The 23,026-nt window shown below is 66.7% G+C and carries 19 protein-coding genes; 10 read left to right on the top strand and 9 right to left on the bottom strand.

Annotation, left to right across the window (positions count from 1 at the left end; all coding sequences use genetic code 11):
• The first annotated feature begins 143 nt into the window (after nt 1-143).
• The 6 genes from CMV14_RS13740 to CMV14_RS13715 all read left to right on the top strand — a co-directional run bounded on the left by CMV14_RS13740 (nt 144) and on the right by CMV14_RS13715 (nt 6,846).
• Nucleotides 144-1,742 (top strand): phosphoenolpyruvate carboxykinase, encoded by a 1,599-nt coding sequence (locus tag CMV14_RS13740; RefSeq protein ID WP_066963303.1) that lies wholly within the window; start codon nt 144-146, stop codon nt 1,740-1,742.
• 85 nt (nt 1,743-1,827) lie between these two features.
• Nucleotides 1,828-2,292 (top strand): hypothetical protein, encoded by a 465-nt coding sequence (locus CMV14_RS13735; RefSeq protein ID WP_066963306.1) that lies wholly within the window; start codon nt 1,828-1,830, stop codon nt 2,290-2,292.
• A 44-nt stretch (nt 2,293-2,336) separates the two neighbouring features.
• On the top strand, nt 2,337-3,470 hold the full coding sequence (locus tag CMV14_RS13730) for a GGDEF domain-containing protein (RefSeq protein ID WP_066963308.1): 1,134 nt from the start codon (nt 2,337-2,339) through the stop codon (nt 3,468-3,470).
• 179 nt (nt 3,471-3,649) lie between these two features.
• Complete coding sequence (gene guaB / locus CMV14_RS13725; protein WP_066963311.1) at nt 3,650-5,107, top strand: IMP dehydrogenase; 1,458 nt, start codon at nt 3,650-3,652, stop codon at nt 5,105-5,107.
• 3 nt (nt 5,108-5,110) lie between these two features.
• The gene (locus CMV14_RS13720; protein ID WP_066963314.1) at nt 5,111-6,280 is read left to right on the top strand and encodes an RsmB/NOP family class I SAM-dependent RNA methyltransferase; all 1,170 of its coding nucleotides are present in this window, start codon (nt 5,111-5,113) and stop codon (nt 6,278-6,280) included.
• A 35-nt stretch (nt 6,281-6,315) separates the two neighbouring features.
• A complete protein-coding gene (locus CMV14_RS13715) occupies nt 6,316-6,846 on the top strand; it encodes a hypothetical protein (RefSeq protein WP_066963544.1) in 531 nt (176 codons plus the stop codon).
• 13 nt (nt 6,847-6,859) lie between these two features.
• Here the strand turns inward: CMV14_RS13715 and rsmA are convergent, their stop codons facing one another.
• The 4 genes from rsmA to lptD all read right to left on the bottom strand — a co-directional run bounded on the left by rsmA (nt 6,860) and on the right by lptD (nt 12,356).
• Nucleotides 6,860-7,702 (bottom strand): 16S rRNA (adenine(1518)-N(6)/adenine(1519)-N(6))-dimethyltransferase RsmA, encoded by an 843-nt coding sequence (rsmA, locus tag CMV14_RS13710; RefSeq protein WP_066963317.1) that lies wholly within the window; start codon nt 7,700-7,702, stop codon nt 6,860-6,862.
• Nucleotides 7,699-8,694 (bottom strand): 4-hydroxythreonine-4-phosphate dehydrogenase PdxA, encoded by a 996-nt coding sequence (gene pdxA / locus CMV14_RS13705; RefSeq protein WP_066963320.1) that lies wholly within the window; start codon nt 8,692-8,694, stop codon nt 7,699-7,701. The genes rsmA and pdxA overlap by 4 nt, the downstream gene beginning before the upstream one ends.
• Nucleotides 8,695-8,698: 4 nt before the next feature.
• Entirely contained in the window at nt 8,699-10,018 is a 1,320-nt protein-coding gene (locus CMV14_RS13700; protein WP_066963546.1) for a peptidylprolyl isomerase, read from the bottom strand.
• A gap of 97 nt (nt 10,019-10,115) precedes the next feature.
• A complete protein-coding gene (gene lptD / locus CMV14_RS13695; protein ID WP_066963322.1) occupies nt 10,116-12,356 on the bottom strand; it encodes an LPS-assembly protein LptD in 2,241 nt (746 codons plus the stop codon).
• Nucleotides 12,357-12,508: 152 nt separating this feature from the next.
• Between lptD and CMV14_RS13690 the strand changes: the two genes are divergently transcribed.
• Nucleotides 12,509-13,981, top strand: a complete 1,473-nt coding sequence (locus CMV14_RS13690) for a leucyl aminopeptidase (protein ID WP_066963325.1) — start codon at nt 12,509-12,511, stop codon at nt 13,979-13,981.
• On the opposite strand, the gene cofC is transcribed toward CMV14_RS13690, so the two are convergent.
• From cofC to cofH, 4 genes are read right to left on the bottom strand one after another with little or no spacing between them, the layout of a single operon-like run.
• On the bottom strand, nt 13,982-14,524 hold the full coding sequence (gene cofC, locus CMV14_RS13685; RefSeq protein WP_238147034.1) for a 2-phospho-L-lactate guanylyltransferase: 543 nt from the start codon (nt 14,522-14,524) through the stop codon (nt 13,982-13,984).
• Between the two features lie 53 nt (nt 14,525-14,577).
• On the bottom strand, nt 14,578-15,501 hold the full coding sequence (cofD, locus tag CMV14_RS13680) for a 2-phospho-L-lactate transferase (RefSeq protein WP_066963330.1): 924 nt from the start codon (nt 15,499-15,501) through the stop codon (nt 14,578-14,580).
• A complete protein-coding gene (cofE, locus tag CMV14_RS13675) occupies nt 15,498-16,271 on the bottom strand; it encodes a coenzyme F420-0:L-glutamate ligase (RefSeq protein ID WP_066963333.1) in 774 nt (257 codons plus the stop codon). Before cofE ends, cofD begins: the two co-directional genes overlap by 4 nt.
• Nucleotides 16,272-16,307: 36 nt before the next feature.
• Nucleotides 16,308-18,617 carry a 5-amino-6-(D-ribitylamino)uracil--L-tyrosine 4-hydroxyphenyl transferase CofH gene (cofH, locus tag CMV14_RS13670; RefSeq protein WP_238147298.1) on the bottom strand — a complete coding sequence of 770 codons (2,310 nt, stop codon included), beginning with the start codon at nt 18,615-18,617 and terminating at the stop codon, nt 16,308-16,310.
• Between the two features lie 266 nt (nt 18,618-18,883).
• Between cofH and CMV14_RS13665 the strand changes: the two genes are divergently transcribed.
• From CMV14_RS13665 to CMV14_RS13655, 3 genes are read left to right on the top strand one after another with little or no spacing between them, the layout of a single operon-like run.
• Nucleotides 18,884-20,308 carry a cytochrome ubiquinol oxidase subunit I gene (locus CMV14_RS13665; protein ID WP_066963337.1) on the top strand — a complete coding sequence of 475 codons (1,425 nt, stop codon included), beginning with the start codon at nt 18,884-18,886 and terminating at the stop codon, nt 20,306-20,308.
• A complete protein-coding gene (gene cydB / locus CMV14_RS13660; protein WP_066963339.1) occupies nt 20,305-21,303 on the top strand; it encodes a cytochrome d ubiquinol oxidase subunit II in 999 nt (332 codons plus the stop codon). Before CMV14_RS13665 ends, cydB begins: the two co-directional genes overlap by 4 nt.
• The gene (locus tag CMV14_RS13655) at nt 21,284-21,418 is read left to right on the top strand and encodes a DUF2474 domain-containing protein (RefSeq protein WP_083215846.1); all 135 of its coding nucleotides are present in this window, start codon (nt 21,284-21,286) and stop codon (nt 21,416-21,418) included. Before cydB ends, CMV14_RS13655 begins: the two co-directional genes overlap by 20 nt.
• Here CMV14_RS13655 and CMV14_RS13650 read toward each other — a convergent pair whose 3' ends face one another.
• Complete coding sequence (locus CMV14_RS13650; protein ID WP_066963341.1) at nt 21,419-22,972, bottom strand: MBL fold metallo-hydrolase; 1,554 nt, start codon at nt 22,970-22,972, stop codon at nt 21,419-21,421.
• Between the last annotated feature and the right edge of the window lie 54 nt (nt 22,973-23,026).

The raw sequence follows: 23,026 nt of genomic DNA, 5'->3' as shown, positions 1-23,026 counted from the left end.
CGATCCGGGGCTTTGAAACTATGCGCGGTGGCAAGATATAAAGGCGCGGAGGATGCCCGACCAGATTCGGGGCACCATCTCGCGTCTAGACGTTAGGAGTGGCAACCCTCGCCCGGTGGCCTCACCCCGTATAGGAGAATAAAGTGCCTCAGTTCACCCCCGCTTTCGGTCTCGACAAACAGGGAATCGATGTCGACGCCGGAATCCACTGGAACCTTGGAACCGCGCCGCTCGTCGAGCTGGCGGTCCAGCGGGGCGAGGGCATGCTCGCCAAGGACGGCCCCTTCGTGGTCAAGACCGGGACGCACACCGGCCGGTCGGCCAACGACAAGTTCATCGTCCGCGATGCCGAGACCGAGAATACGGTGTGGTGGGGCAAGACCAACAAGGGCATGGCGCCCGAGCATTTCGCCGCGCTGAAGGCCGATTTCCTCGCGCATCTGAAGACCCGCGAGACGCTGTTCGTCCAGGACCTGTTCGGTGGATCGCAGCCGGCGCACCGGGTCAATGTCCGCGTCGTCACCGAATTCGCCTGGCACAGCCTGTTCATCCGGACCCTGCTGGTGCGCCCCGAGGTGGCCGAGCTGGCGGCGTTCGTGCCTGAGTTCACGATCATCGACCTGCCGAGCTTCGTCGCCGATCCCGCTCGCCACGGTTGCCGCAGCGAGACGGTGATCGCCGTCAACTTCACCGAGAAGCTGATTCTGATCGGCGGCACCCGCTATGCCGGCGAGATGAAGAAATCGGTGTTCGGCATCCTCAACTACAAGCTGCCCGTCGCCGGCGTGATGCCGATGCACTGCTCGGCGAACATCGGCCCCAGGGGCGATACCGCGATCTTCTTCGGCCTGTCGGGCACCGGCAAGACGACCTTGTCGGCCGACGCCTCGCGCACCCTGATCGGCGACGACGAGCATGGCTGGTCGGATGAGGCGGTCTTCAACTTCGAGGGCGGCTGCTATGCCAAGATGATCAACCTCTCGGCCGAGGCCGAGCCCGAAATCTACGCCACCACCAAGCGCTTCGGCACGGTGCTGGAGAATGTCGTGATCGATCCCGACACTCGCGAGATCGACCTCGATGACGGCAGCCTCGCCGAGAACAGCCGCGGCTCCTATCCGATCGATTTCATCCCGAACGCGTCTGCCGAGAATCTGGGCCCAGTCCCGAAGAACATCATCTTCCTGACCGCAGACGCCTATGGCGTGTTGCCGCCGATCGCGAAGCTGACCCCCGACCAGGCGATGTACCATTTCCTCTCCGGCTACACCGCACGCGTCGCCGGCACCGAGATTGGCGTCACCGAGCCGTCGGCAACCTTTTCGACCTGCTTCGGCGCGCCGTTCATGCCGCGCCATCCGTCGGTCTACGGGAATCTGCTCAAGGAGCGGATCGCCAAGGGCGGCGTCGATTGCTGGTTGGTCAACACCGGCTGGACCGGCGGCCAATATGGTGTCGGCCACCGCATGCCGATCAAGGTGACTCGCGCGCTACTCAACGCCGCGCTCGACGGCAGCCTGAACAATGCCGAGTTCCGGGTCGATCCCAATTTCGGCTTCAAGGTGCCGGTGTCGGTTTCCGGTGTCGAGAGCCAGATCCTCAACCCGCGCGAGACCTGGCCGGACGCGGCCGCCTATGACGTGACCGCCCAGAAGCTGGTCGGCCAGTTCATCGAGAATTTCGCGCAATTCGAGGATCATGTAGACGAAGGCGTCCGTCAGGCGGCTCCGAAGGCCGCCTGATCGGATCTCTGGAACGGCCGGCAAGGCCTTCAGGAGGGCGCCCCGGCTTCGGTCAGGGCGCCCTTCTTCTTTTCGGGAAAGGGACATGTCGATAGAAGACGGGCCGCGCCTGTTCGCGGATGACGAGGCGATCCGCCATGTCGGGCGCGGGCTGCTCGACCGCAGCCTGCCTAAGGAGCAATGGACCCATGAGGCCCATCTCGCCGCCTGTCTGTGGATCGTCACCGAGCGGCCGGAGATCGATCCCGGGCGCGAGATGCGCGCGATCATCAGCGGCTATAACCTGGCCGTCGGCGGGGTGAATGACGATCATGGCGGCTATCATGACAGCATCACCCACTGCTTCATCGCTGGGGTTCGCAACTGGCTGGCGCGATGCCGGGCGACCAGCTTGGTCGATCGGGTCAACGGCCTGCTGCTCGCCCCCGAGGGGCGACGCGACTGGCCGCTCGACTTTTACAGCCGGGAGCGCCTCTTCTCGGTCGAGGCCCGGCGGACCAGGATCGAACCAGACCTAAAACCCTTTCCGCGCGCCGATACCGAATATTAAGGCGGGGCCGATATGCCGGTCCCGTCATTTTTCGGGTAGGTGCCATGTACGAAGGAAAGCCGCCATCCTCCGCCGGCCGCAAGGGCTGGAGCTTCGACGCCATCTTCGGCCGTTCCGCGGAGGAGGGCGCCCCGGTGCCCGCGCCGGCCGTGTCGGGCCAGTCTTACAGCGTCGAGCCGCCGGCGACCGACCTGTTCATGCGGATCGGCGGTTTCCTGCGCGCCCACCGGCTCGATCCGAGCCCGACCAACTATGATCTCGCCTATCATTATCTGGGTGGCCATGATCCGGCGCTGATCGCCTCGGTGGAGGAAGCGATCGCCCGCGATGGCATATTGCGGCCCGAGATTGCCGAAGGCCTGGCCGAAGCGGCGATGAACAAGGTTTCGTCCGAGCTGTTGGAGAAGCTGATCGATCAGGCCCACCAGAGCGTGTCCCTGGCCGCAGCGCTGGTCGGCCAGTCGCGCACCGATGCCAACGCCTATGGCAGCGCCCTCGACAAGGGCCAGGCCGCGCTCCAGGCCGGTGGCGAGCCGGCGGGCCGCGCGCTCGAACTGATGGTCGAGTTGACCCGCACGATGATCGGCAAGACTCAGGATGCCGAGCGCCGCCTGAGCGAGATGGGCGGCAGGATGGAGACGCTGCAGGGGGAGCTTGCCGAAGCGCAGGCGGTGGCGGAGACCGATCCGTTGACCGGACTTGCCAACCGCCGCGCTTTCCAGTCGCGTCTCGCCCGCGCCATGGCGCAGGCGCTGAAGGAAGGCACGCCGCTGTCCGTGGCTTTCTGCGACATCGATTTCTTCAAGAAGATCAATGACAACCACGGCCATGACACTGGCGACCGGATCCTCAAGATGGTCGCCGAAGCGCTGGTCGAGGGGCTGGGCGAGGATGCCTATGTCGGCCGTTTCGGAGGCGAGGAGTTCCTGGTGCTGTTCGACGGCATCATGGCGCGCCGTGCCGCAATGCGCGTGGACGAGGTGCGCGACGAACTGTCGGGCCGGCATCTTGTCTCCAAGACGACCGGCGAACCGCTCGGTACCGTCACCTTCTCGGCGGGCATCGCCCAGCTGTCGGATGGCGAGGAGGAAGGCGAGATGCTGAAGCGTGCCGACGAGGCGCTCTATGCCGCCAAGAATGGTGGCCGAAACCGGGTGCTGATCCACGGCGAGGACTGAACCGTTGTCCTGGCCGAGGCCGGGGCGGTCAGAGTCCGAGAGGCGAGGTGGACGGCAGGAGACTGCTGCGTCCCCGGCCTTCGCCAGGGCGACGTTATTATGACGACCGGGCTAGCACTCCGCACACCACCGACATATATGGCCTCGAATCCTTCACCACCTCGCGGGGATTCGACCTCATGGATATCAGCCTCGGCCTTACTTTCGACGACGTGCTTCTCAGGCCCGGAGAGTCGGATGTACTGCCGAGCCAGGCGATCACCGCGACGCAGGTGACCAAGGCGATCGGGCTCAATATCCCGATCCTCTCCTCCGCGATGGACACCGTCACCGAGGCCGACATGGCGATCGTGATGGCGCAGCTGGGCGGCCTCGGCGTGCTGCACCGCAACCTCACCGTCGAGGAGCAGGCCGCCGCCGTCCGCGCGGTCAAGCGTTTCGAATCGGGCATGGTGGTCAATCCGATCACGATGCGTCCGGAACAGACCCTCGCCGATGCGCTCGAACTGATGGCGCGCAACCGAATTTCGGGCATTCCGGTCGTCGAGGCCGACGGCAAGCTCGTGGGCATCCTCACCAACCGCGACGTCCGCTTCGCCGAAAACCCGAACCAGCCCGTCTCCGAACTGATGACCAGGCAGAATCTGGCGGTGGTGAAGGCCGGCGTGAGCCAGGAGGAGGCCCGCCGCACGCTCCACCAGCGCCGCATCGAGAAGCTGCTGGTCGTCGATGACAATTATCGCTGCGTCGGCCTGATCACGGTCAAGGATATCGAAAAGGCGGTCACATATCCCGACGCCACCAAGGATGCGGACGGGCGGCTGCGTGTCGCGGCGGCGACCACGGTGGGCGACAAGGGGTTTGAGCGGACCGAGGCGCTGATCGCCGCCGAATGCGATCTGATCGTCATCGACACTGCGCACGGCCACAATCGCGACGTCGCCCGTGCCGTCGAACGGGTGAAGCGGCTGTCCAACTCGACCCAGGTGATCGCCGGCAACGTTGCCACCGCCGAAGCGACCCGCGCCTTGATCGATGCCGGCGCCGACGGGATCAAGGTCGGCATCGGCCCCGGCTCGATCTGCACGACGCGTGTCGTCGCGGGCGTCGGCGTGCCACAGCTGACCGCGGTGATGGAGGCCGCCGAGGAAGCCGCGAAATCAGGCGTGCCCGTGATCGCCGATGGCGGCCTGCGTACCTCTGGCGATATCGCCAAGGCGCTGGCGGCAGGCGCCGGATCGGTGATGGTCGGCTCGCTGCTCGCGGGCACCGCCGAAGCGCCGGGCGAGACCTTCCTCTACCAGGGCCGTGCCTATAAGGCCTATCGTGGCATGGGCTCGGTCGGCGCGATGGCGCGCGGCTCGGCCGACCGCTATTTCCAGCAGGATATCAAGGACCAGATGAAGCTGGTGCCCGAGGGGATCGAGGGCCAGGTGCCGTACAAGGGGCCCGCTCGCGATGTCATCCACCAGCTGGTCGGCGGCGTAAAGGCGGCGATGGGCTATACGGGATCGCGCACGATCGCCGAGCTCAAGCAGCGAGCACGTTTCGTCCGCATCACCAATGCCGGCCTCCAGGAAAGCCATGTCCATGATGTGGCGATCACCCGTGAGGCGCCGAACTATCCGACGCGCTGAGGGATGACGCCCGGCGCCCGCGCCCAGGCGGCGATCGAGCTGCTCGATGAGATCATCGCCGCAGCGCGCGCCGGCGGAGCGGCGGCGGACACGCTGATCGCCCGTTATTTCAAGACGCGGCGCTATGCCGGCTCGAAGGATCGCCGTGCGATCCGCGACCTCGTCTATCGTGCGATCCGCCGGGCGGGGGATCCGCCCGCCGATGGCCGCGCGGCGCTGGTCGGGCTCGCCCGCGAGGATGACGCGCTCGCCGCCGCCTTCGACGGATCGCCCCATACTCCCGCGCCGATCGTGCCCGATGAGCCCGGAACGCCGCCGGGGGTACTGCCGGGCTGGCTGGCGGAACGGATCGATCCGGCCGAGCATGCCGCCCTGCTCGAACGGGCATCGCTCGATGTCCGGGTCAACCGCAGCCGCGCCGATCGCGACGCCGTGGCGGCGATGCTGGCCGATGCGGTGCCGACGCGCTTCGCGCCGCAGGGCCTGCGCCTGCCCGAGGGCACGCCGGTCGAGGCGGGCGACGCCTGGACGCAGGGGCTGATCGAGATACAAGACCAGGGCAGCCAGTTGATCGCGCTCGCCGCCCAGGCGAGGCCGGAAATGACGGTGCTCGACCTGTGCGCCGGGGCTGGCGGCAAGACCCTTGCGCTGGCCGACGACATGGGCGGGCAGGGGCGCTTGATCGCCAGCGACAGCAATCGTGCCCGTCTGTCGCGCCTATCACCGCGTGCCGAACGTTCGGGCTTCGGTGCGATCGAGACGCGGTTGCTCGATCCGGGCCGCGAGGCCGAGGCGCTCGCCGACCTGCGCGAGGGCTGCGACGTGGTGTTGATCGACGCGCCCTGTTCGGGCACCGGCACCTGGCGGCGCAATCCCGAGGCGCGCTGGCGGCTTACCCCGGCGCGGCTCGCCCAGCTGACCGGGTTGCAGGCGCACCTGCTCGACATCGCGGCGCCGCTGGTGAAGCCGGGCGGCGCACTGGTCTATGCCGTCTGCTCGCTGCTGGACGAGGAGGGGGCCGATCAGCTGGCCGCCCTGCTGGGCCGTAACGACCGCTTTCACGCCGCCGATCTGCCCTTCCGCGCCGGCCGGGCGCGCGGAGCGGGGCGGCTTTTGAGCCCTAAGTATGACGGTACGGACGGCTTTTTCGTCGCCAGGCTGGTCCGCGCATGATAGAAAGACGCCAATCTGCGTGGTTGGAGATGTTGATGCGTTTTTCACCTGTTGCGATTGGCTTGTCGCTGACTCTGTTGGCGGTTTCGAGCGGGGTGAATGGCCAGAAGGCCGATGATCAGATCAATCCCAAGTCGATAGCGCTGCTCGCCGAAGGGCAGGCGGCGTTGCGTGCGGGTAATCTCGAGGCGGCGAATGACGCGCTCGAAACCGCTCTGGCGATCGATCCGCGCAACCGTTCGGCCTTTGTCGCGCTCGGCCGCGTGGCGCAGGCGCAGCAGTTGCCGGGCAAGGCGATCCGCATGTATTTCGAGGCGCTCTCGCTGGAGCCCAACGACCTCAACGCCTTGTCGGCGCAGGGCGAGGCGATGGTGCAGAAGGGCGCCATCGAGCGCGCCCGTGCCAACCTCGCCCGCGTCCGTTCGCTGTGCAAAAGCGAATGCGCCCCGGCCCAGCAGCTTGCGGCCGCGATCGCCAAGGGTCCGCCACCGGCGGTAGTCGCCGCGCAGAGCAGCGACAAGGTGCCCCCCAAGGGCCAGGAACAGAGCACGGCCGGGCAGAAGTAGTTCCAATCAAGGTCTAGGAGCGCCCAGCCTCCAGCGCCCTCCCCAAAGCCACATATTCCTCCACCGTCACCGTCTCGGCGCGGCGCTCGGAGTCGATCCCGACCTCCGCCAAGGCCTCGATCGCGCCCTTCACGCCCTTGAGGCTCTGTCGCAGCATCTTCCGCCGCTGGCCGAAGGCGGCGGCGGTGAGCATCTCGATCGTGCCGACCGATACCCCCTCGGGCTGTTCGGCCGGCACGACATGGACCACCGCCGACATCACCTTGGGCGGCGGCACGAAGGCCGAGCGGTGGACGTTCATCGCGATCGCCGGCCTGGCTCGCCACTGGGCGAGCACGGCGAGACGCCCATAAGCCGACCCGCCGGGCTTCGCGACGATACGTTCGGCGACCTCCTTCTGGAACATCAGCGTCAGCGACCGCCACCAGGGCGGCCAGGTATCGAGTGTCATCCAGCGGACGAACAATGCCGTGCCGACATTATAGGGCAGGTTGGACGCGATATGCGCGCCGTCACCCGCTTCCGCACGCTCGTCGATCCGCATTGCATCGGCGGATATCACGCGCAGCCGGCCTCCGGAGGCCTGGTTCAGCTCATCGAGCGCCGCCAGGCAGCGGTCGTCGCGTTCGACCGCGACCACCGAGGCGCCGGCGCCGAGCAGCGCGCGGGTCAGGCCGCCGGGACCGGGCCCCACCTCATAGACCGTGGCACCGGCAAGATCGCCGGGAATGCGGGCGATCCGGTCGAGCAGTTGGCCATCGAGCAGGAAATTCTGGCCCAGCGCCTTGTTTGCGCTGAGGCCGTGACGCGCGATCACGTCGCGCAGCGGCGGCAGGTCCGGCAAATGACGCGTCATGCGTGGACGAGGCGGTTCCGGGCGGCCTCTCCCGCCATCGCGATGGCGGCTATCATCGCGCCGGGATTGGCCATGTCCTGCCCGGCGATCGAGAAGGCGGTGCCATGATCAGGCGCGGTACGGACGATCGGCAGGCCGAGCGTCATGTTCACGCCCTCGTCGAAATGGAGCGTCTTCAGCGGGATCAGCGCCTGATCGTGATAGAGGCACAGCGCGCAATCATAGAGCGCACGGGCGCGGGCGTGGAACATGGTGTCGGCGGCGAGTGGGCCGGTGATGTCGATCCCCTCGGCGCGCAGTATCTCGATCGCGGGGAGGATCAGCTCGATCTCCTCGCGGCCGATGGCTCCCTGTTCTCCGGCATGCGGATTGAAGCCGGCAATGGCCAGGCGGGGGCGCTCGATACCGAAATTGCGGGTCAGCCCACGGTCGGTGGCGCGGGCCTTGGCGACGATCAGCTCGACCGAGAGATGGTCGACCACCGAACGGAGCGGGATGTGGGTGGTGATCGGAACCGCGCGCAACGTCGGGCCGGCCAGCATCATCACCGTGTTCGCCTTGGCGATGCCGCAGCGTTCGGCAACGAACTCGGTCTGGCCAGGATGGGCGAAGCCGATCGCGTAGAGCTGGGCCTTGGCCACGGGTGCGGTGACGAGGCCGCCCACCATCGGGGACCGCGCGAGCCCCGCCGCCAGCTCCAGCGAATCGAGGGCGCAGCGCGCGCCGGCAAGATCGGGCTCTCCGGGCACGATCGGTCCGGTGTCGGTGATCTGGATCAGCGGCAGCGCATCATCGAAGCAGGCCAGGGTGTCATCCGGGCTGGCGATCTGGCGGATCGGGCCGCCCCACACCGCCTCGATCGAGCGCTGGTCGCCGACCGCGAAGAAGGGAGCCAGGTCATGTTGCCGGCGCGCATCCCACGCCTTGGCGACGATCTCCGGACCGATCCCGGCGGGATCGCCGAGCGCCACGGCGAGCGGACCGACCGTCATCGCATCATCGATATTCGATCACCGCGTCGCGGCGAAGGTCGCGCAGGTAGCGCTGCGCGCGCCGGTTCACGCGCTCCTGCTCGATCTGCGACTGGATCTGGTCGAAGGACGGGCCGGCGGCGGGCGCCGGATCGTCGCGGCCGCACAGCACCAGGGCGCGGACGCCGTCGCGCAGCGAGCCGAAGGGCGGGGTCGACTCGCCGACCTGCATGTTGATCATCACGTCCTGAAGCTGCGGGGGCAGATCGCGAATCCGCATCTGATCGTTGTTGACGACATCGGCGCCGATCTTCGCTGCCACTTCATTTGCGTTTCCGCAGCCGCGCAACTCCTTGAGCGCATTGGCGAACACCTGCACCTTGGGCGTCGCCTGCGCCTGGGTCGTGCCCGGCGCGAAGCTGATGGTAAGCTGCTTCAGCAGCAGCGTCGCGTCGCGGGGATCGACACCGAGCACCTGGCGCTTGTCGATCAGGGCGACGATCGAAAAGCCGCCCGGCACCGCGATCGGCGCGCTGATCTGGCCGGACGAGAGGGTGGTGATGACGGCGGAAAGCTGCTCGGGCAGCTGCTCGGCGCGGACCCAGCCCAGATCGCCGCCGACCGCCGCGGTCGAGGCTTCGGAGAACTGGCGCGCATAGGCGGCGAAGGAGGCACCCTTGCGAATCTGGTCAATGATCCGGTTGGCATTCTCATTGGCCGAGGCCATCGTCTCCGGCGTCGCGGAGAGGAATATCTCGCCGACATGATATTCGTTGGCGCCCTTGGACGCCTGGAGCCGGGCGATGATCGCGTTGACCTCTTCGTCGCTGACCGCGACGAACGGCTCGACCCGGCGGCTGAGCACCCGGCGCCATGCGGCCTCGCCCTCGATCTGCCGCTTGATCGACGCCTCGGACGATCCCTTCTCGCGCAGGAACTGGGCGAAGTCCTTCGGTGACTTGCGGAAGTTGGACGCGACCCGGTCATAGGTCTGCTGGACCTCTTCCCTCGTCACCTCGACCTTCTGGGCCGCCGCTTCCTGAATCTGGAGCGTTTCGTCGATGAGGTTGCGGAGAACCTGCAGGCGCAGCCGCTCAAGCTCCTCCTCAGGAACGCGACCGCCATTGGCGGCTACGACAAGTGCCAGGCGCTGGTCGATGTCGGTCTGGGTGATGATCGTGCCGTTGACGATCGCGGTGGCGGTCCGGATGTTCGGATCGCGATTGCCGAAGACGGTGATGTCCTTGGGGATGTTGAGGCTGCCGGCGACATCCTCCTCCTGGTCCCCCACCGTCTGGGAAGCCAGCGGCGCCGCGATCGTGATCGCGGTGGCCATGGCCGTCATCCAGATACCTTTGCGGCTCGCCTTCTTCACACGCACCTAGTCACATCCTTGTTGGCTAAGGAGCGCATCCCTTGTCAGGCGTCCCCTGAATGAACGCTTAGCGGCCCAAATTCTTGAGCGCCAGCCGTAACAGGAAGGTGTTGCCCCGGCGGGCGTCCCCGATAGCGTCATATTCGCGCCGCCACGTCACGCCAAGCTCGATACAATCATCGTCATAGAGGATGCCGAGCCGGTGTCGAATCGGCTGATAGCCGTCCGACAGGGTAAGCGGATCCTCCCTGCGGCTCGTCAGGTCGATCACGGTCGATCCGAATACCGACCAGTAGCGCGCGATCTGGATGCGGCCGCCGACGCGAACCTCTTCACGGTCTCGCAGATCTTCGATCGTCGGCGCGATATCGCGGTTGAGCTTCAGATAGCCGAGCAGCGCGTAGGTCTTGCGTGTGCCGATCGTCGCATCGATCTCGTTGCGGCGGATGGCGAAATTGTCCTTGTCGAGCCGGAAGCGGTGCGTGACCTCCAGGAAGCGGCCATATTTGAAGGTGGTGCGCCCTACGATATCCGACAGCCGGTCCGAAAGGCCGGTGCCGACCGGCAGCAGGCTGGGCTTGTTCGACAGGCGATAGCTCTGGCCGATCACCGTGTTGAAGGAGATGCCGGGCAGGTCGACCGCCCATTCGGCGCCATAGGTGACGCGGCTGCCATCTTCCCAGCGATCGTAGCCGGAGAAGCGGTTGAGCGCGAACAGGTTCGAGTCCTCCAGGTCGATCGACCGGGCATCTTCATTGGGTATGTCGAGATTGCGGATCTTGGGGCTGGCGACGATCTGCAGGCGGGGCGTGATGCGTTGCGAGCCGGTGAAGAAGGTCCCGACGAAGGGCCATTTGACGTCGGCCGCGAAGGCCGCGATGCCGCGCCCCGTCCAGCCCTTGTTGCCGCGATAGATGACCGTCGCGGTGCTGCCGACCTGATCGCTATGGTAGACATCGCCGCGGCCATAGGCGGTGAAAGTGACCTCCTGGCCCAGCGGCGTGTAGCGGCGCAGATCCCATTGCAGGCCCGCAAAGGCGCGCTGGGTGTCCTGGCCGCTGGTCCGGGTCAGCGCCAGCGTGTTGGCCTGGACGGTCACGGTGCCGCCGACCAGCGGATCGGTGAGCCGCAGCCGATAGTCGACCAGCGGCAGCGCGATCGGTTGCTGGCCCTGGCGATCATTGGTGCGCAGCGTCTGCACCGCCCAGCCCTTGATCGACAGATAGCTGTTGTCGGTGATCCGTTCGGCCTGGATCTGGTTACGCAGCCGATCATCACGGGAAATGTCGTAGCGGCGCATGAAGGTGCGGTCGGTCGTCGCGCGCAACGAACCGGACAAGGTCCAGTATGGCCCGTACTGGAACTGGCCATTCGCGTCGAGGTAGCCGCGTATGTCGCGGTTGGCATTCGCCGGAAGCGGCCCCGCCGTGGCGGAGAAGCGCGAACTGTAGGTCAGCATGCCCGTCGCCTGCCAGGCGCCGTGATCGGTGAGCGCGCGATATTCGGCTTCGATCGCCGGCAGCACCTTGGTGTAGAGGTGCGGCGTGATCGTCAGGTCGCGGTTGGGCGCCAGCTGGAAATAATAGGGCAGCGCGATTTCGGCGCCGTTGGTGCGGCTATACTGGATATTGGGCAATAACAGGCCCGATCCGCCCCCGCCGCTGCCGTCGGGATGCGACAGGCCGGGCAGCCACAGGATAGGCGCGCCGAGAAAGCTGATCCTGGCGCCGTCATAGCTGATCCGGTGCTTGTTCGGATCGTGGACGACGCGGACGGCGCTGATCTTCCAGATCGGCTCCTTTGGGCAGCCCTTGCTGTCGACCACCGCGCAGGGCGTGTAGACTGCCTTGTCGAGCGTCGACACCTCGTTGCGGCGAACCCCATGGACCGCGGCGAGACGGCCGCCGTCGTTGAGGACGAGCAGGAGATTCTCGATCACCCCGTCCTTCAGCGTGTCGGTCAGTTCGACCGAGTCGCCATAGAGCGTGTCGTTCGCCGAGTTCACCACGGCGACGTTGCCCTGGGCGCGGACGACCCCGCTCTTCTGATTCCATTCGACCTTGTCGGCGCGGAGTCGGTCGCCTCTTCGCATCATCCGGACATTGCCTGTCGCTGTGACGATCTCCGCATCATTGTCATAGGCGAGCGTGTCGGCGGCGAAAGTCACCTCTTCCTCGTCCGAGGGCGTGGGGGCGTCACCCTGGAGCGGCGGGCCGGCCGGAGGGGTCATCAGGCTCTGGGCGAGCAGCGGCCCGGCACACAGCCAGGGAAGCGTCGCCGCCAGCAGGAAATGGATCGGTTTCTTCACATCACCCCGGCTGGCACTTTACGGCGGTCTCGCCGCCTATCGCACCCGGCGTCCCGCTGCAATCCTCTGGCGATGCGACAGCGTCTGGAACGTTGCGGCGGCAAGCCGGCATGCCTAGATGGGAGACAGGACAGAACAAGGATTTCTCTTTCATGCGGATCAGCTTCGCCGACAGTCGGCCGGCCCATAACCACGCCCTCGCCATCGTCGTCGCACCCGCGACGCTGAGTGGTGCCGGCCTTGCCGCGCTGCCCGAGCCGGCGCAGGCGCTGGCCCGCGCCGCCGCACAGGCCAACCGCTTCGATGGCGATAAAGGCGCGGTGGTCGAGTTCTTCGGAGAGACCGACGCGGCCAACCGCCGGCTGCTGCTTGTCGGCATCGGTGCCAAACAGGATTTCGAACGCGCGGGCGCCGCGCTTGCCGCGAAGCTGCTCACCTCCGGCGAAAGCTGCGTCGTCGTCGACATCAGCGCGGTGGCGGGCGACAAGCCGGCCGAGGCGGCGGCGCATCTCGCCTTTGGCGCGGTGCTGCGCAGCTGGCGCCATGACGTCTATCGCACCAAATTGGAAGCCAAGCAGCGCCCGTCGCTGGAGCAGATAGTGATCGTCGGCGGCGGCGCGGACGCTCTGCGCCTGTGGGCCGACCGCGAGGCGGTGGCGGAAGGGGTGATGTTCACCCGCACGCTGATCGCGGAGCCGGCGAACATCCTTTATCCCGAAAGCTTCGTGGAGCGCTGCCGGCCACTCGCCGACCTCGGCGTGAAGATCGAGGTGCTCGACAAGGAGGCGATGACCAGGCTCGGCATGGGTGCGCTGCTCGGTGTGGCCCAGGGGTCGGTGCGCGAGCCGCGCCTGCTGGTGATGAGCTGGGATGGCACCGGCGGTTCGGAACCTCCCATCGCCTTCGTCGGCAAGGGAGTCACCTTCGACACCGGCGGCATCTCGCTCAAGCCCCCGGCGGGCATGGAGGACATGAAGTGGGACATGGGCGGCGCCGGTGCCGTGGCGGGCACGATGAAGGCGCTCGCGCTGCGCAAGGCCAAGGCGCATGTCATCGGCGTCTGCGGCCTGGTCGAGAACATGCCCGACGGCAATGCCCAGCGGCCGGGCGACGTCGTCACCTCGATGTCGGGCCAGACGATCGAGGTGATCAATACCGATGCCGAGGGGCGGCTCGTCCTCTGCGATGCCCTGACCTGGGTGCAGAAGACCCACTCGCCCAGGACGATCGTCGATCTCGCCACCCTGACCGGCGCGATGATCATCTCGCTCGGCTTCGAATATGGCGGCATGTTCGCCAATGACGACGAACTGGCGCAGCAACTGAGCAGCGCGGGGAGCGATGTTGGCGACAAGCTGTGGCGGATGCCGCTCGGCGATCCCTATGACAAGCTGATCGACTCGCCGATCGCGGACATGAAGAATGTCGGTCCGCGCGAAGGTGGCTCGATCACCGCCGCGCAGTTCCTCAAGCGCTATATCGACGATGGGGTGCGCTGGGCGCATCTCGATATCGCCGGCATGGTCTGGGCGTCGAAGCCCGGAGCCACCTGGGACAAGGGGGCGACCGGCTACGGCGTCCGCCTGCTCGACCGCTTCGTCGAGCAATATGTCGAGAAGAAATAGCTAGAAGAATTCCGGCCGCTCGATCCGCAGCAGATCAAGATCGGCCGGTATGTCGACGTCCCGGGCCAGCCCGGGACGTTCGACCACTGCGACTCTGAGGCCAGCCGCCTCGGCCGCCGCGCGATGGGCGGCGAGACTGCCTGCGCCATAGCGATAGGGAATGGCGAGGGCGGGACGAAGCAGCAGCGCATTGGTCCCAAGGCCCGCCTCGTCGGTGGCGATGGCTACGTCGGCTGGGGCTTCCAGCATGGCGCGCAGGTCAGCGGCTTCCAGATAGGGCAGGTCGCTGCTCAGCGATAATATGGCGGTCGCACCCCGCGCCACGGCATCCTGCGCGCCCTGGAGCAGTGCGTCATTCAGGCTTTCGCCCCGTTCCGGCAAGGCATGTGCGCCGGCGATGCGCGCGGCCTTTAGCTGGGCGTCGGAACGGCTGACGACGGTGATCAGATGGGGCGGGAAAACCTGTATTCCAACCAGAAATGTCCGGTACAAGAATTTGAAATTAAGGGCTATTCTTTCCTTCTTGCTGAGTACTTCGGCCAACCGGCTCTTGCCTTGATCGAAGGGTCGGACGGCCAGGACCAGATGGCATGCCATCAGCGCAAGCTGCGCGCGAAGGCGAGCGTCTCGCTGGCGAGCCGCTTCTGATCGTCGGAGTTGCGCATCAGCGTGTCGGTGGCGTGGAGCGCGGCCGATCCCGCTTCGCTTCCGGCATCCGCTCGATCGATGACGATGCCATCGAGCAGCCCGCCATAATAGCCGGCAAGGCCTGCCGGGGTGGTGGCGATACCGATCTCGGCCATGATCTTGGCCGCCGGCCCCTTGATCGCCTGGCCGCCGATGAACGGCGAGACCGCGACGATCGGTGCGCCCAGCGCCTCCAGCCGCGCTCGCACCTCCGGCAGCGCCAGGATCGGGGCGATGCTGAGCACCGGGTTGGACGGGCAGAGGATAACCGCCTCCAGCGCGGGATCTTCGAGCGAGGCGAGCAGCGCGGGCGAAGGGCGGGCGGCCTCGGCCCCGTCGAAGCGGATCGACCGGAAGCGCGGCTCCGCGCGGCGACGGACGAAATAATGCTGGAACGCCAGCTCGCCCTCGTCGGTATCGACGATCGAGCGCACGGGATCGTCGCTCATCGGCGCGATCGGATGGGCTATGCCCAGTTTTCCGGCGATATGGGCGGTGATTGCGGACAGGCTGTTGCTGCCCAGCATCGCGCGGCGGGTGGCATGGGTGGCGAGATCGCGGTCCCCCAGGTTGAACCAGGTCTCCCCGCCGAGCTTGCCGATCGCGTCCATAAACGCCCAGCTCTCGCCCGCGAGGCCCCAGCCCTGGGCGAGATTGTTCACGCCCGCCAGCGTGTAGCAGACCGTGTCTAGATCGGGGCAGACCAGGAAGCCGAGATGTTCGAAATCGTCTCCGGTATTGACGATGATGCTGAGCTTTTCAGGCGGCAGCACCGCCGCCAGCCCGCGCGCAAGCCGGGCGCCGCCGACCCCGCCGGCCAATGCCAGGATCACGCGAACAGGTCCATGTGACGCGGCCGGATCAGTTCAGCGGCGCTGCCGTCGCGGCGCGCATAGCCGATGCCCCGGACAAGGACGATCGGGCGCCCCTCGTCTGCCTGGCCCATCACCAGCGAGGCGGCAGCGGCGACTTCGTCGGCTAGCCCCAACTCGCTGGTCTCCAGCCGGCGGCCGTGCAGATCTTCGCGCCCGCGCAGGTCGAGCAGGCCGGGCATGCCCGCGACGCCGATCGCGGTGCCGGTGGTGCCGGTGCGCCAGGCGCGGCCCAGGCTGTCAATGATCAGCACGGCCACGTCGGCGCCGGTCCGCTCCTTCAGCGCGGCCCGGATGGCCTGCGCACTGGCATCCGGATCGATCGGCAGCATCAGCGCCATGGTGCGCCCGTCATGCTCGATATTGGACTGGTCGATACCGGCATTGGCCAGGACGAGGCCCAGGCGATGGCGCACGATCAGCACACCGGGGCGTACCCGCATCACCTCCTTGGCTTCGGACAGGATCAGTTCCACGAGGCGCGGATCCTTGTCGACCTTCTTGGCTATGTCAGCGGCCTGGGCCGACGCCGCGACGGTGGCGAGATCGATCAACCGCCCCTCGGCCTTGGAAACGATCTTCTGCGCGAGCACGACCACGTCGCCATCGGCGAGCATCTGGCCCGAGCCGACGACCGCATCAAGTATTACCGAGGCGAGATCGGAGCCCTGTTCGATCATGGGCACGCCGCTCAGGGCAAGCAGGGTCAGGGCGGCGGGCTGATCGGTCATGGGCTGGCGCTTAGCCGGGCTTGTCGGGGCGTGCAATCAGCGGGCGCGCAGTTTGCGGGGCGGGGTGAGGACCATGGGGGTGAGTTCGGCGGCGTTGAGGCCGCGCAGATGGGTTTCCTGGTCGATGCGCCCGTAGAGGGTGGAGCGCTGGCGGGGATTGCGGCCGATCGAACGGATCAGGGCCTCCATGGCGGAAGGCGGCATTTCCTGGCCGTGCTGGGTGCCGGCGGCGCGCGAGATGCTCTCGTTCATGAGCGTGCCGCCCAAATCGTTGGCGCCGCCGTTCAGGCAGGCCGCGACGCCGACCGGGCCGAGCTTGACCCAGCTCGTCTGGATGTTGGTGATCAGCGGATGGAGCGCGAGCCGGGCGACGGCATGCATCAGGCGCACCTCGCGGAAGGTGGGGCCGTGGCGCGACTGTCCGCGCACGCCCATCGGTGCCTCCATATGGACGAAGGGCAGGGGGACGAACTCGGTGAAGCCGCCGGTGCGCGCCTGGAGGTCGCGGATGCGGATCAGGTGGCGGGCCCAGTGCCGGCTCGTCTCGACATGGCCGAACATGATCGTCGCGGTGGTGCGAAAGCCGATCCTGTGTGCGGTCTCGATCACCTCCAGCCACTGGGCGGTGTCGAGCTTGTCGGGGCAGATGACCGTCCGCACCTCGTCATCCAGTATCTCGGCGGCGGTGCCGGGCAGGGTGTCCAGCCCGGCGGCCTTCAGGCGGCGCAGATAATCCTCGAGCGGCAGGCCCAGCGTCGCCGCCCCCTGCGCCACCTCCAGCGGAGAGAAGGCGTGGATGTGCATTGCGGGCACGGCCGCGCGCACGGCACGGGCGAGACCCAGATAGGTGTCGCCCGTATAATGCGGATGGATGCCGCCCTGCAGGCAGACCTCGGTGCCGCCGCGTGCCCAGGCTTCCCCGGCGCGCCGCACGACCTCGGCGATGTCGAGATCATAGGGCTTTCCGCGCAGGTCCTCGGCGGTGCTTCCCTTGGAGAAGGCGCAGAAGCTGCACTTGTAGCTGCAGATATTGGTATAGTTGATGTTGCGGTTGACGACGTAGGTGACGGTGTCGCCATTGACGGTTTGGCGCAGTTCGTCGGCCGAGCGGCAGACATGCTCCAGATCGGCATCGCGGGCGTCGAACAGCGCGACGATCTCGTCCTCGTCCAGCGCTTCGCCGGCCATTGCCTTGCCAACCACCGCTTCGATCATCGGATCGATGCTGGCGACGCTGATCGGTTCGGGCGTGCGCTCCGGCAGCGCGAGGCCGGGTGACCAGCGATCGGCGCGGCCGAAGCCGGACGTGTCGGCGGCGGCGAGGATATGGCGGTGCATCGCCTTGTCCTGCCAGCGGTCCAGCCCATGGGCGCCCCAGGCGGGATAGGCGGGCAGGCGGGCGACCAGGATGCGGCCCCTGTTGCCGGTTGCGGCCCGCAGTCGCGCCACTTCGGGCCAGGGAGCTTCCGGGTTCACATGGTCGGGGGTGACTGGGGAGACGCCGCCCCAGTCGTTGATCCCGGCATCGAGCAGGCGAGGAAAATCCTCCGCCGACAGGTTGGGCGGCGCCTGGATGTTCATCTCCCGCCCCATGATCATGCGCGCGGCGGCGATGGTCCAGAGCAGTTCGTCCATATCGGGCTCCGGCGCATTCGCCATCACGGTGCGCGGCTTGGCTCGGAAATTCTGGACGATGATTTCCTGGATATGGCCGTAGCGGGCGTGCAGGTCGCGGATGGCGATCAGTGCGTCGATCCGTTCCACGCGGGTCTCGCCGATCCCGATCAATATCCCCGTGGTGAAGGGGATAGCCAGTTCGCCCGCGATGCGCAGCATCTCCAGCCGCACCGAGGGCCGCTTGTCGGGCGAGCGGTAATGGGCGCCGCCCTTCTCGCATAGCCGGTCCGAGAGTGATTCGAGCATCAGCCCCATGCTGGCGGAGACGGGGCGCAGCGTGATCATCTCATCGCGCGTCATCACCCCGGCGTTGACGTGCGGCAGCAGGCCGGTCTCGTCGCGAACCGCCGTCGCCATCTCGACAAGATAGGAGATGGTGCTCGCATGGCCGAGCCGGGCCAGTTCCTCGCGCGCGGCCGAGAAGCGCAGCTCAGGCTTGTCGCCCAGGGTGAACAGCGCCTCGGTGCAGCCCGCAGCCCGGCCGGCGCGGGCGATGTCCAGCACCTGCCCGCGCGTCAGATAGGCTGCCTCACCCTTCTTCGGCGGCTGCGAGAAGGTGCAGTAATGACACAGGTTCCGGCACAGCTGGGTGAGCGGGATGAACACCTTGGGCGACCAGCTCTGGACACGGCCATGTCCCGCGTCGCGCAGCCGCGCCGCCTGGACCATGAGCTCGTCAGCCGGAGCGGTCAGAAGTGTTTCGCGCAACGATGTCTCTCCCAAAGGCTTCGTAAAAGGATGGCACATGGAGCGCAAGTTGTACAGTCGTTCAATATTGACCAATGCTCCCTCGATGCCATTTAAGGAAAATCTCGGGTCGGCGGCGACTGGGAAAGGTGCTAGACAGCGCGCGGCGCCCGATCGTTACGGTAGCGCCGCCTTTGGGGGAGCGCGGGCAGCCCCGTCCGCCGCACCTTCGCAAGGAGGATGCCGCGATGCTGGACGCCTTCGACGCTGTGACCCTGGCCAGGATACAGTTCGCCTTCACCGTCAGCTTTCACTTCATCTTCCCTTCCTTTTCCATCGGGCTGGCCAGCTATCTGATGGTGCTGGAGGCGCTGTTCCTCAAGACGGGACGATCAGTCTACGAGAACCTCTATCGCTATTGGCTGAAGATTTTCGCCATCGCCTTCGCGATGGGCGTCGTCTCGGGGATCGTGATGTCCTACCAGTTCGGCACCAACTGGTCGGTCTTCTCCGACAGGGCCGGGCCGATCATCGGCCCGCTGATGGCCTATGAGGTGCTGACCGCCTTCTTCCTGGAAGCCGGATTCCTGGGCGTGATGCTGTTCGGGATCAACAAGGTCGGGCGCGGGCTCCACTTCGCCGCGACCTGCGCAGTGGCGGTTGGCACCTTCATCTCAGCCTTCTGGATATTGTCCGTGAACAGCTGGATGCAGACCCCGGTCGGCTATGAGATCGCCGCGAACGGACAGTTCGTGCCCGGCCCCAGCTGGCTGGCGATCATCTTCAATCCGAGCTTTCCCTATCGCCTGCTGCACACGGTGATCGCGGCCTATCTGACGACGTCGCTGGTGGTCGGCGCGGTCGGCGCCTGGCATCTGCTGCGCGACCGCAACAACCGTGGCGCCCGGACCATGTTCTCGATGGCGATGTGGATGGCGGCTCTGGTCGCCCCGGTCCAGATCCTCGTCGGCGACGCCCATGGCCTGAACACGCTGGAACATCAGCCGGCCAAGGTGATGGCGATGGAGGGGCATTATCAGAGCCATCCGGACGGCGCGCCGCTGATCCTGTTCGGCATCCCCAACAGCGCGGAGAAACGCGTGGATTATGCGGTGGAGGTTCCGAAACTGTCGTCGCTAATCCTGAAACACGATCCCAACGCGCCGCTCGCAGGGCTCGACACCATCCCGGACGACGAGGAGCCTCCCGTCGGCATCGTCTTCTGGTCTTTCCGGATCATGGTGGGGCTAGGTTTCGCGATCTTCGGGTTAGGGCTGTTCAGCCTTGTCGCGCGCGCTTGTCGCAAAATGTACGATTGGCCACTCCTTCACCGCCTTGCCATCGTGCTGGGGCCGTCGGGTTTCGTCACGGTGATCGCCGGATGGGTGACGACCGAGGTCGGCCGCCAGCCCTACACGATCTATCGGCTGCTGCGCACATCCGAATCGGCCTCACCGCTGGCCGCGCCGGCGGTCGCAGGGTCGCTGATCGCCTTCATCATCGTCTATTTCGCGGTGTTCGGCGTCGGCGTCTGGTACATATTGAAACTGATGGGGAAGACGCCGCAGCGCGGCGAGAGCCCGCAGGCCGTCGACCATGGGCCGATCCGCAGCGCTGGCATCACGCCGGCTCCCGCCGTCGAGGCCGACAGGGGCGAAGGAGAACGGCCATGATCGATCTCACCTTGATCTGGGCGGGCATCATCGCCTTCGCGGTCGGCGCCTATGTCGTGATGGACGGGTTCGACCTGGGCATCGGCATCCTCTTCCCGGCCTTCAGGGTCGGTGGCGAGCGCGACATGGCGATGAACAGCATCGCGCCGGTGTGGGACGGCAACGAGACCTGGCTGGTTCTAGGCGGCGGCGGGCTGCTCGCGGCCTTTCCGCTGGCCTATGCGATCGTGCTGCCGGCGCTCTACGCGCCGCTGACGGCGATGCTGCTGGGGCTTGTTTTCAGGGGCGTCGCCTTCGAGTTCCGCTGGCGCGATCCGGGCCATCGCGCCTTCTGGGACGCGGCCTTCTGTGGCGGATCGGCGCTCGCCACCTTCGCGCAGGGTATCACGCTGGGCGCACTGCTACAGGGGATCGAGGTCAGCGGCCGCGCCTATGCCGGCGGATGGTGGGACTGGCTGACGCCTTTTTCGCTGCTGACCGGCGTCAGCCTGATGATCGGCTATGCGCTGCTGGGTGCCGGCTGGCTGATCTGGAAGACGCACGGCGCGATCCAGACGGACGCACGCCGTTTCGCCCGGCCGCTGTTGATCGCGCTGATCGTCGCGATCGGTCTGGTCAGCGCCTATACGCCGTTCCTCGAGAACAAATATTATCAGCGCTGGATCGAATGGCCCGGCCTCGTGCTCACCGCGCCCGTCCCGCTGCTGGTCGCCGCGACCGGCCTGCTGCTCTGGCGTTCGATCGACGATCCGCGCGATCACCGGCCCTTCTGGCTGACGCTGGCGTTGTTCGGCCTGTCGATGATGGGGCTCGCCATCTCGATCTATCCCGATGTGATACCGGGCCGGGTGTCGATCTGGGAAGCGGCGGCGCCCGAGCGCAGCCAGATATTCATGCTGGTCGGCGCGGCGGTGCTGGTCCCGGTGATCCTGGGCTACACCATCTGGGCCTATTGGGTGTTCCGCGGCAAGGTCGATGAAGCCGGATATCATTGAGCCGCGCCGCCCGCTCTGGCTGAGGCTTGCCTGGTTCGTCGGGATATGGGTGGCCAGCGTCGCCCTGCTGGGTCTGGTCGCGATGTTGCTTCGCTGGCTTATAATGCCGGGCTGATCAGGAACGATCGGCTCCGTTTCGCCGCTTGCGATCGTCGCGCGCCGCTTCATAGGCGTCCAGCACCCGGCGCATCTCGGCCAGCGCATCGCGCCGCGCCCGTTCGTTGCCGATCTTCGCGATATTGTGCTTCAGATTGGTGATGAAGTCCGCATAGTCGTTCTGCCAGTCCTCGCCGGTGAGGTCGGCCAGGTCGACCCGTCCGGTCTCCAATCGGCGTGCCGGTGCACCGGGCGGGAGCGCGTAGCGCTCGCCGATGCGAGGCATGACGATCGATCCCCCGGGATCGTCCGAGGCGACGAGCGCGCGCAGCCCCTCCACCGCATCGCCTTCGCCATGGCTGAGGAACAGGCTGCCGCCGATCGGGCGGCGGTCGGCGATCCAGCGGTGCAGTTCGTCACGGTCGGCATGGGCCGAATAGCTGTCGATCCGGCGGATCTGGGCGCGGACGTTGACGTCCTCGCCGGAAATGCGGACCCGCTTCGCGCCATCGAGGATCACCCGACCCAGCGTGCCGCGGGCCTGGAAACCGACGAACAGGATCGTCGACTCCCGGCGGAACAGATTATGCTTGAGATGGTGGCGGATGCGGCCGGCCTCGCACATCCCGGATGCGGCCAGGATGATCGCCCCGGACATGGTGTTGAGCCGCATCGAACTCGCGGTTTCCTCGACATAATGGATCGAGGGGTGACGGAACAGGTCGCTGCCGTCGATATCCTCCAGTTCGTCGCCATGCGCCGCGAACACCTTGGTCGCCCGGTTGGCGAGCGGTGAATCGACGAAGATCGGGACATTGGGGATGCGATTGGCGTCGGCCAGCCGCGCGAGATCGAGGAGAAGTTCCTGGGTGCGCTCCAGCGCGAAGGTCGGGACGATCAGATTGCCGCCGCGGGACAGCGCCGCCTTCACCTCGGCTTCCAGCGCATCGCGGCGCTGATCGATCGTCTGACGCTCGCGCGCCCGATTGCCATAGGTCGATTCGCAGATGACGTGATCCATGCCCTTGGGCGCATGAGGATCGGGGTGGAAGGCCTTGTTGTCGGGGCCGAGATCGCCCGACAGCAGCAGCGTCGTGCCGCCGGCTTCGATTTCTACCGATGCCGAGCCCAATATATGCCCGGCATTCCACAGCCGCGCGCGGAAGCCGGGCGCGGGCTCGAACCATTCGCCGAGCGCGACGGGCCGGGCGAGGCGCCAGGCCCGCAATCCGTCCTGTTCGGTGTAGAGCGGCAGGAATTCGCCTTCCCCGGCGCGGTCGCGGCGGCGGTTGCGCCGCATCGCGTCGCCTTCCTGGATGCGCCCTGCATCGGCGAGCATATATTCGAGCAGGTCGGCCGTACCGCCGGTACACCAGATCGCCCGGTCATAGCCCTGTGCCGCCAGCTTGGGCAGCAGGCCGCAATGGTCGATGTGCGCGTGGGTGAGGATCACCGCATCGATCCGATGCGGATCGAAGGCGAAGGCGCCATGGTTGAGCGTTTCCAGGCTGCGCGAGCCCTGGAACATGCCACAATCCACCAGGATCGTCCGCCCACCCAGCGCGAGTTCCATGCAGGAGCCGGTGACCGTGCCGGCCGCACCATGGAATCGGATCGTCAGTTCACC

This window comes from Rhizorhabdus dicambivorans (assembly GCF_002355275.1).
In the GTDB taxonomy this organism is placed as follows: Bacteria; Pseudomonadota; Alphaproteobacteria; order Sphingomonadales; family Sphingomonadaceae; genus Rhizorhabdus; species Rhizorhabdus dicambivorans.
The sequence above is the reverse complement of the archived record's forward strand: the minus strand, read 5'-3'. Positions and strand labels throughout refer to the sequence as shown.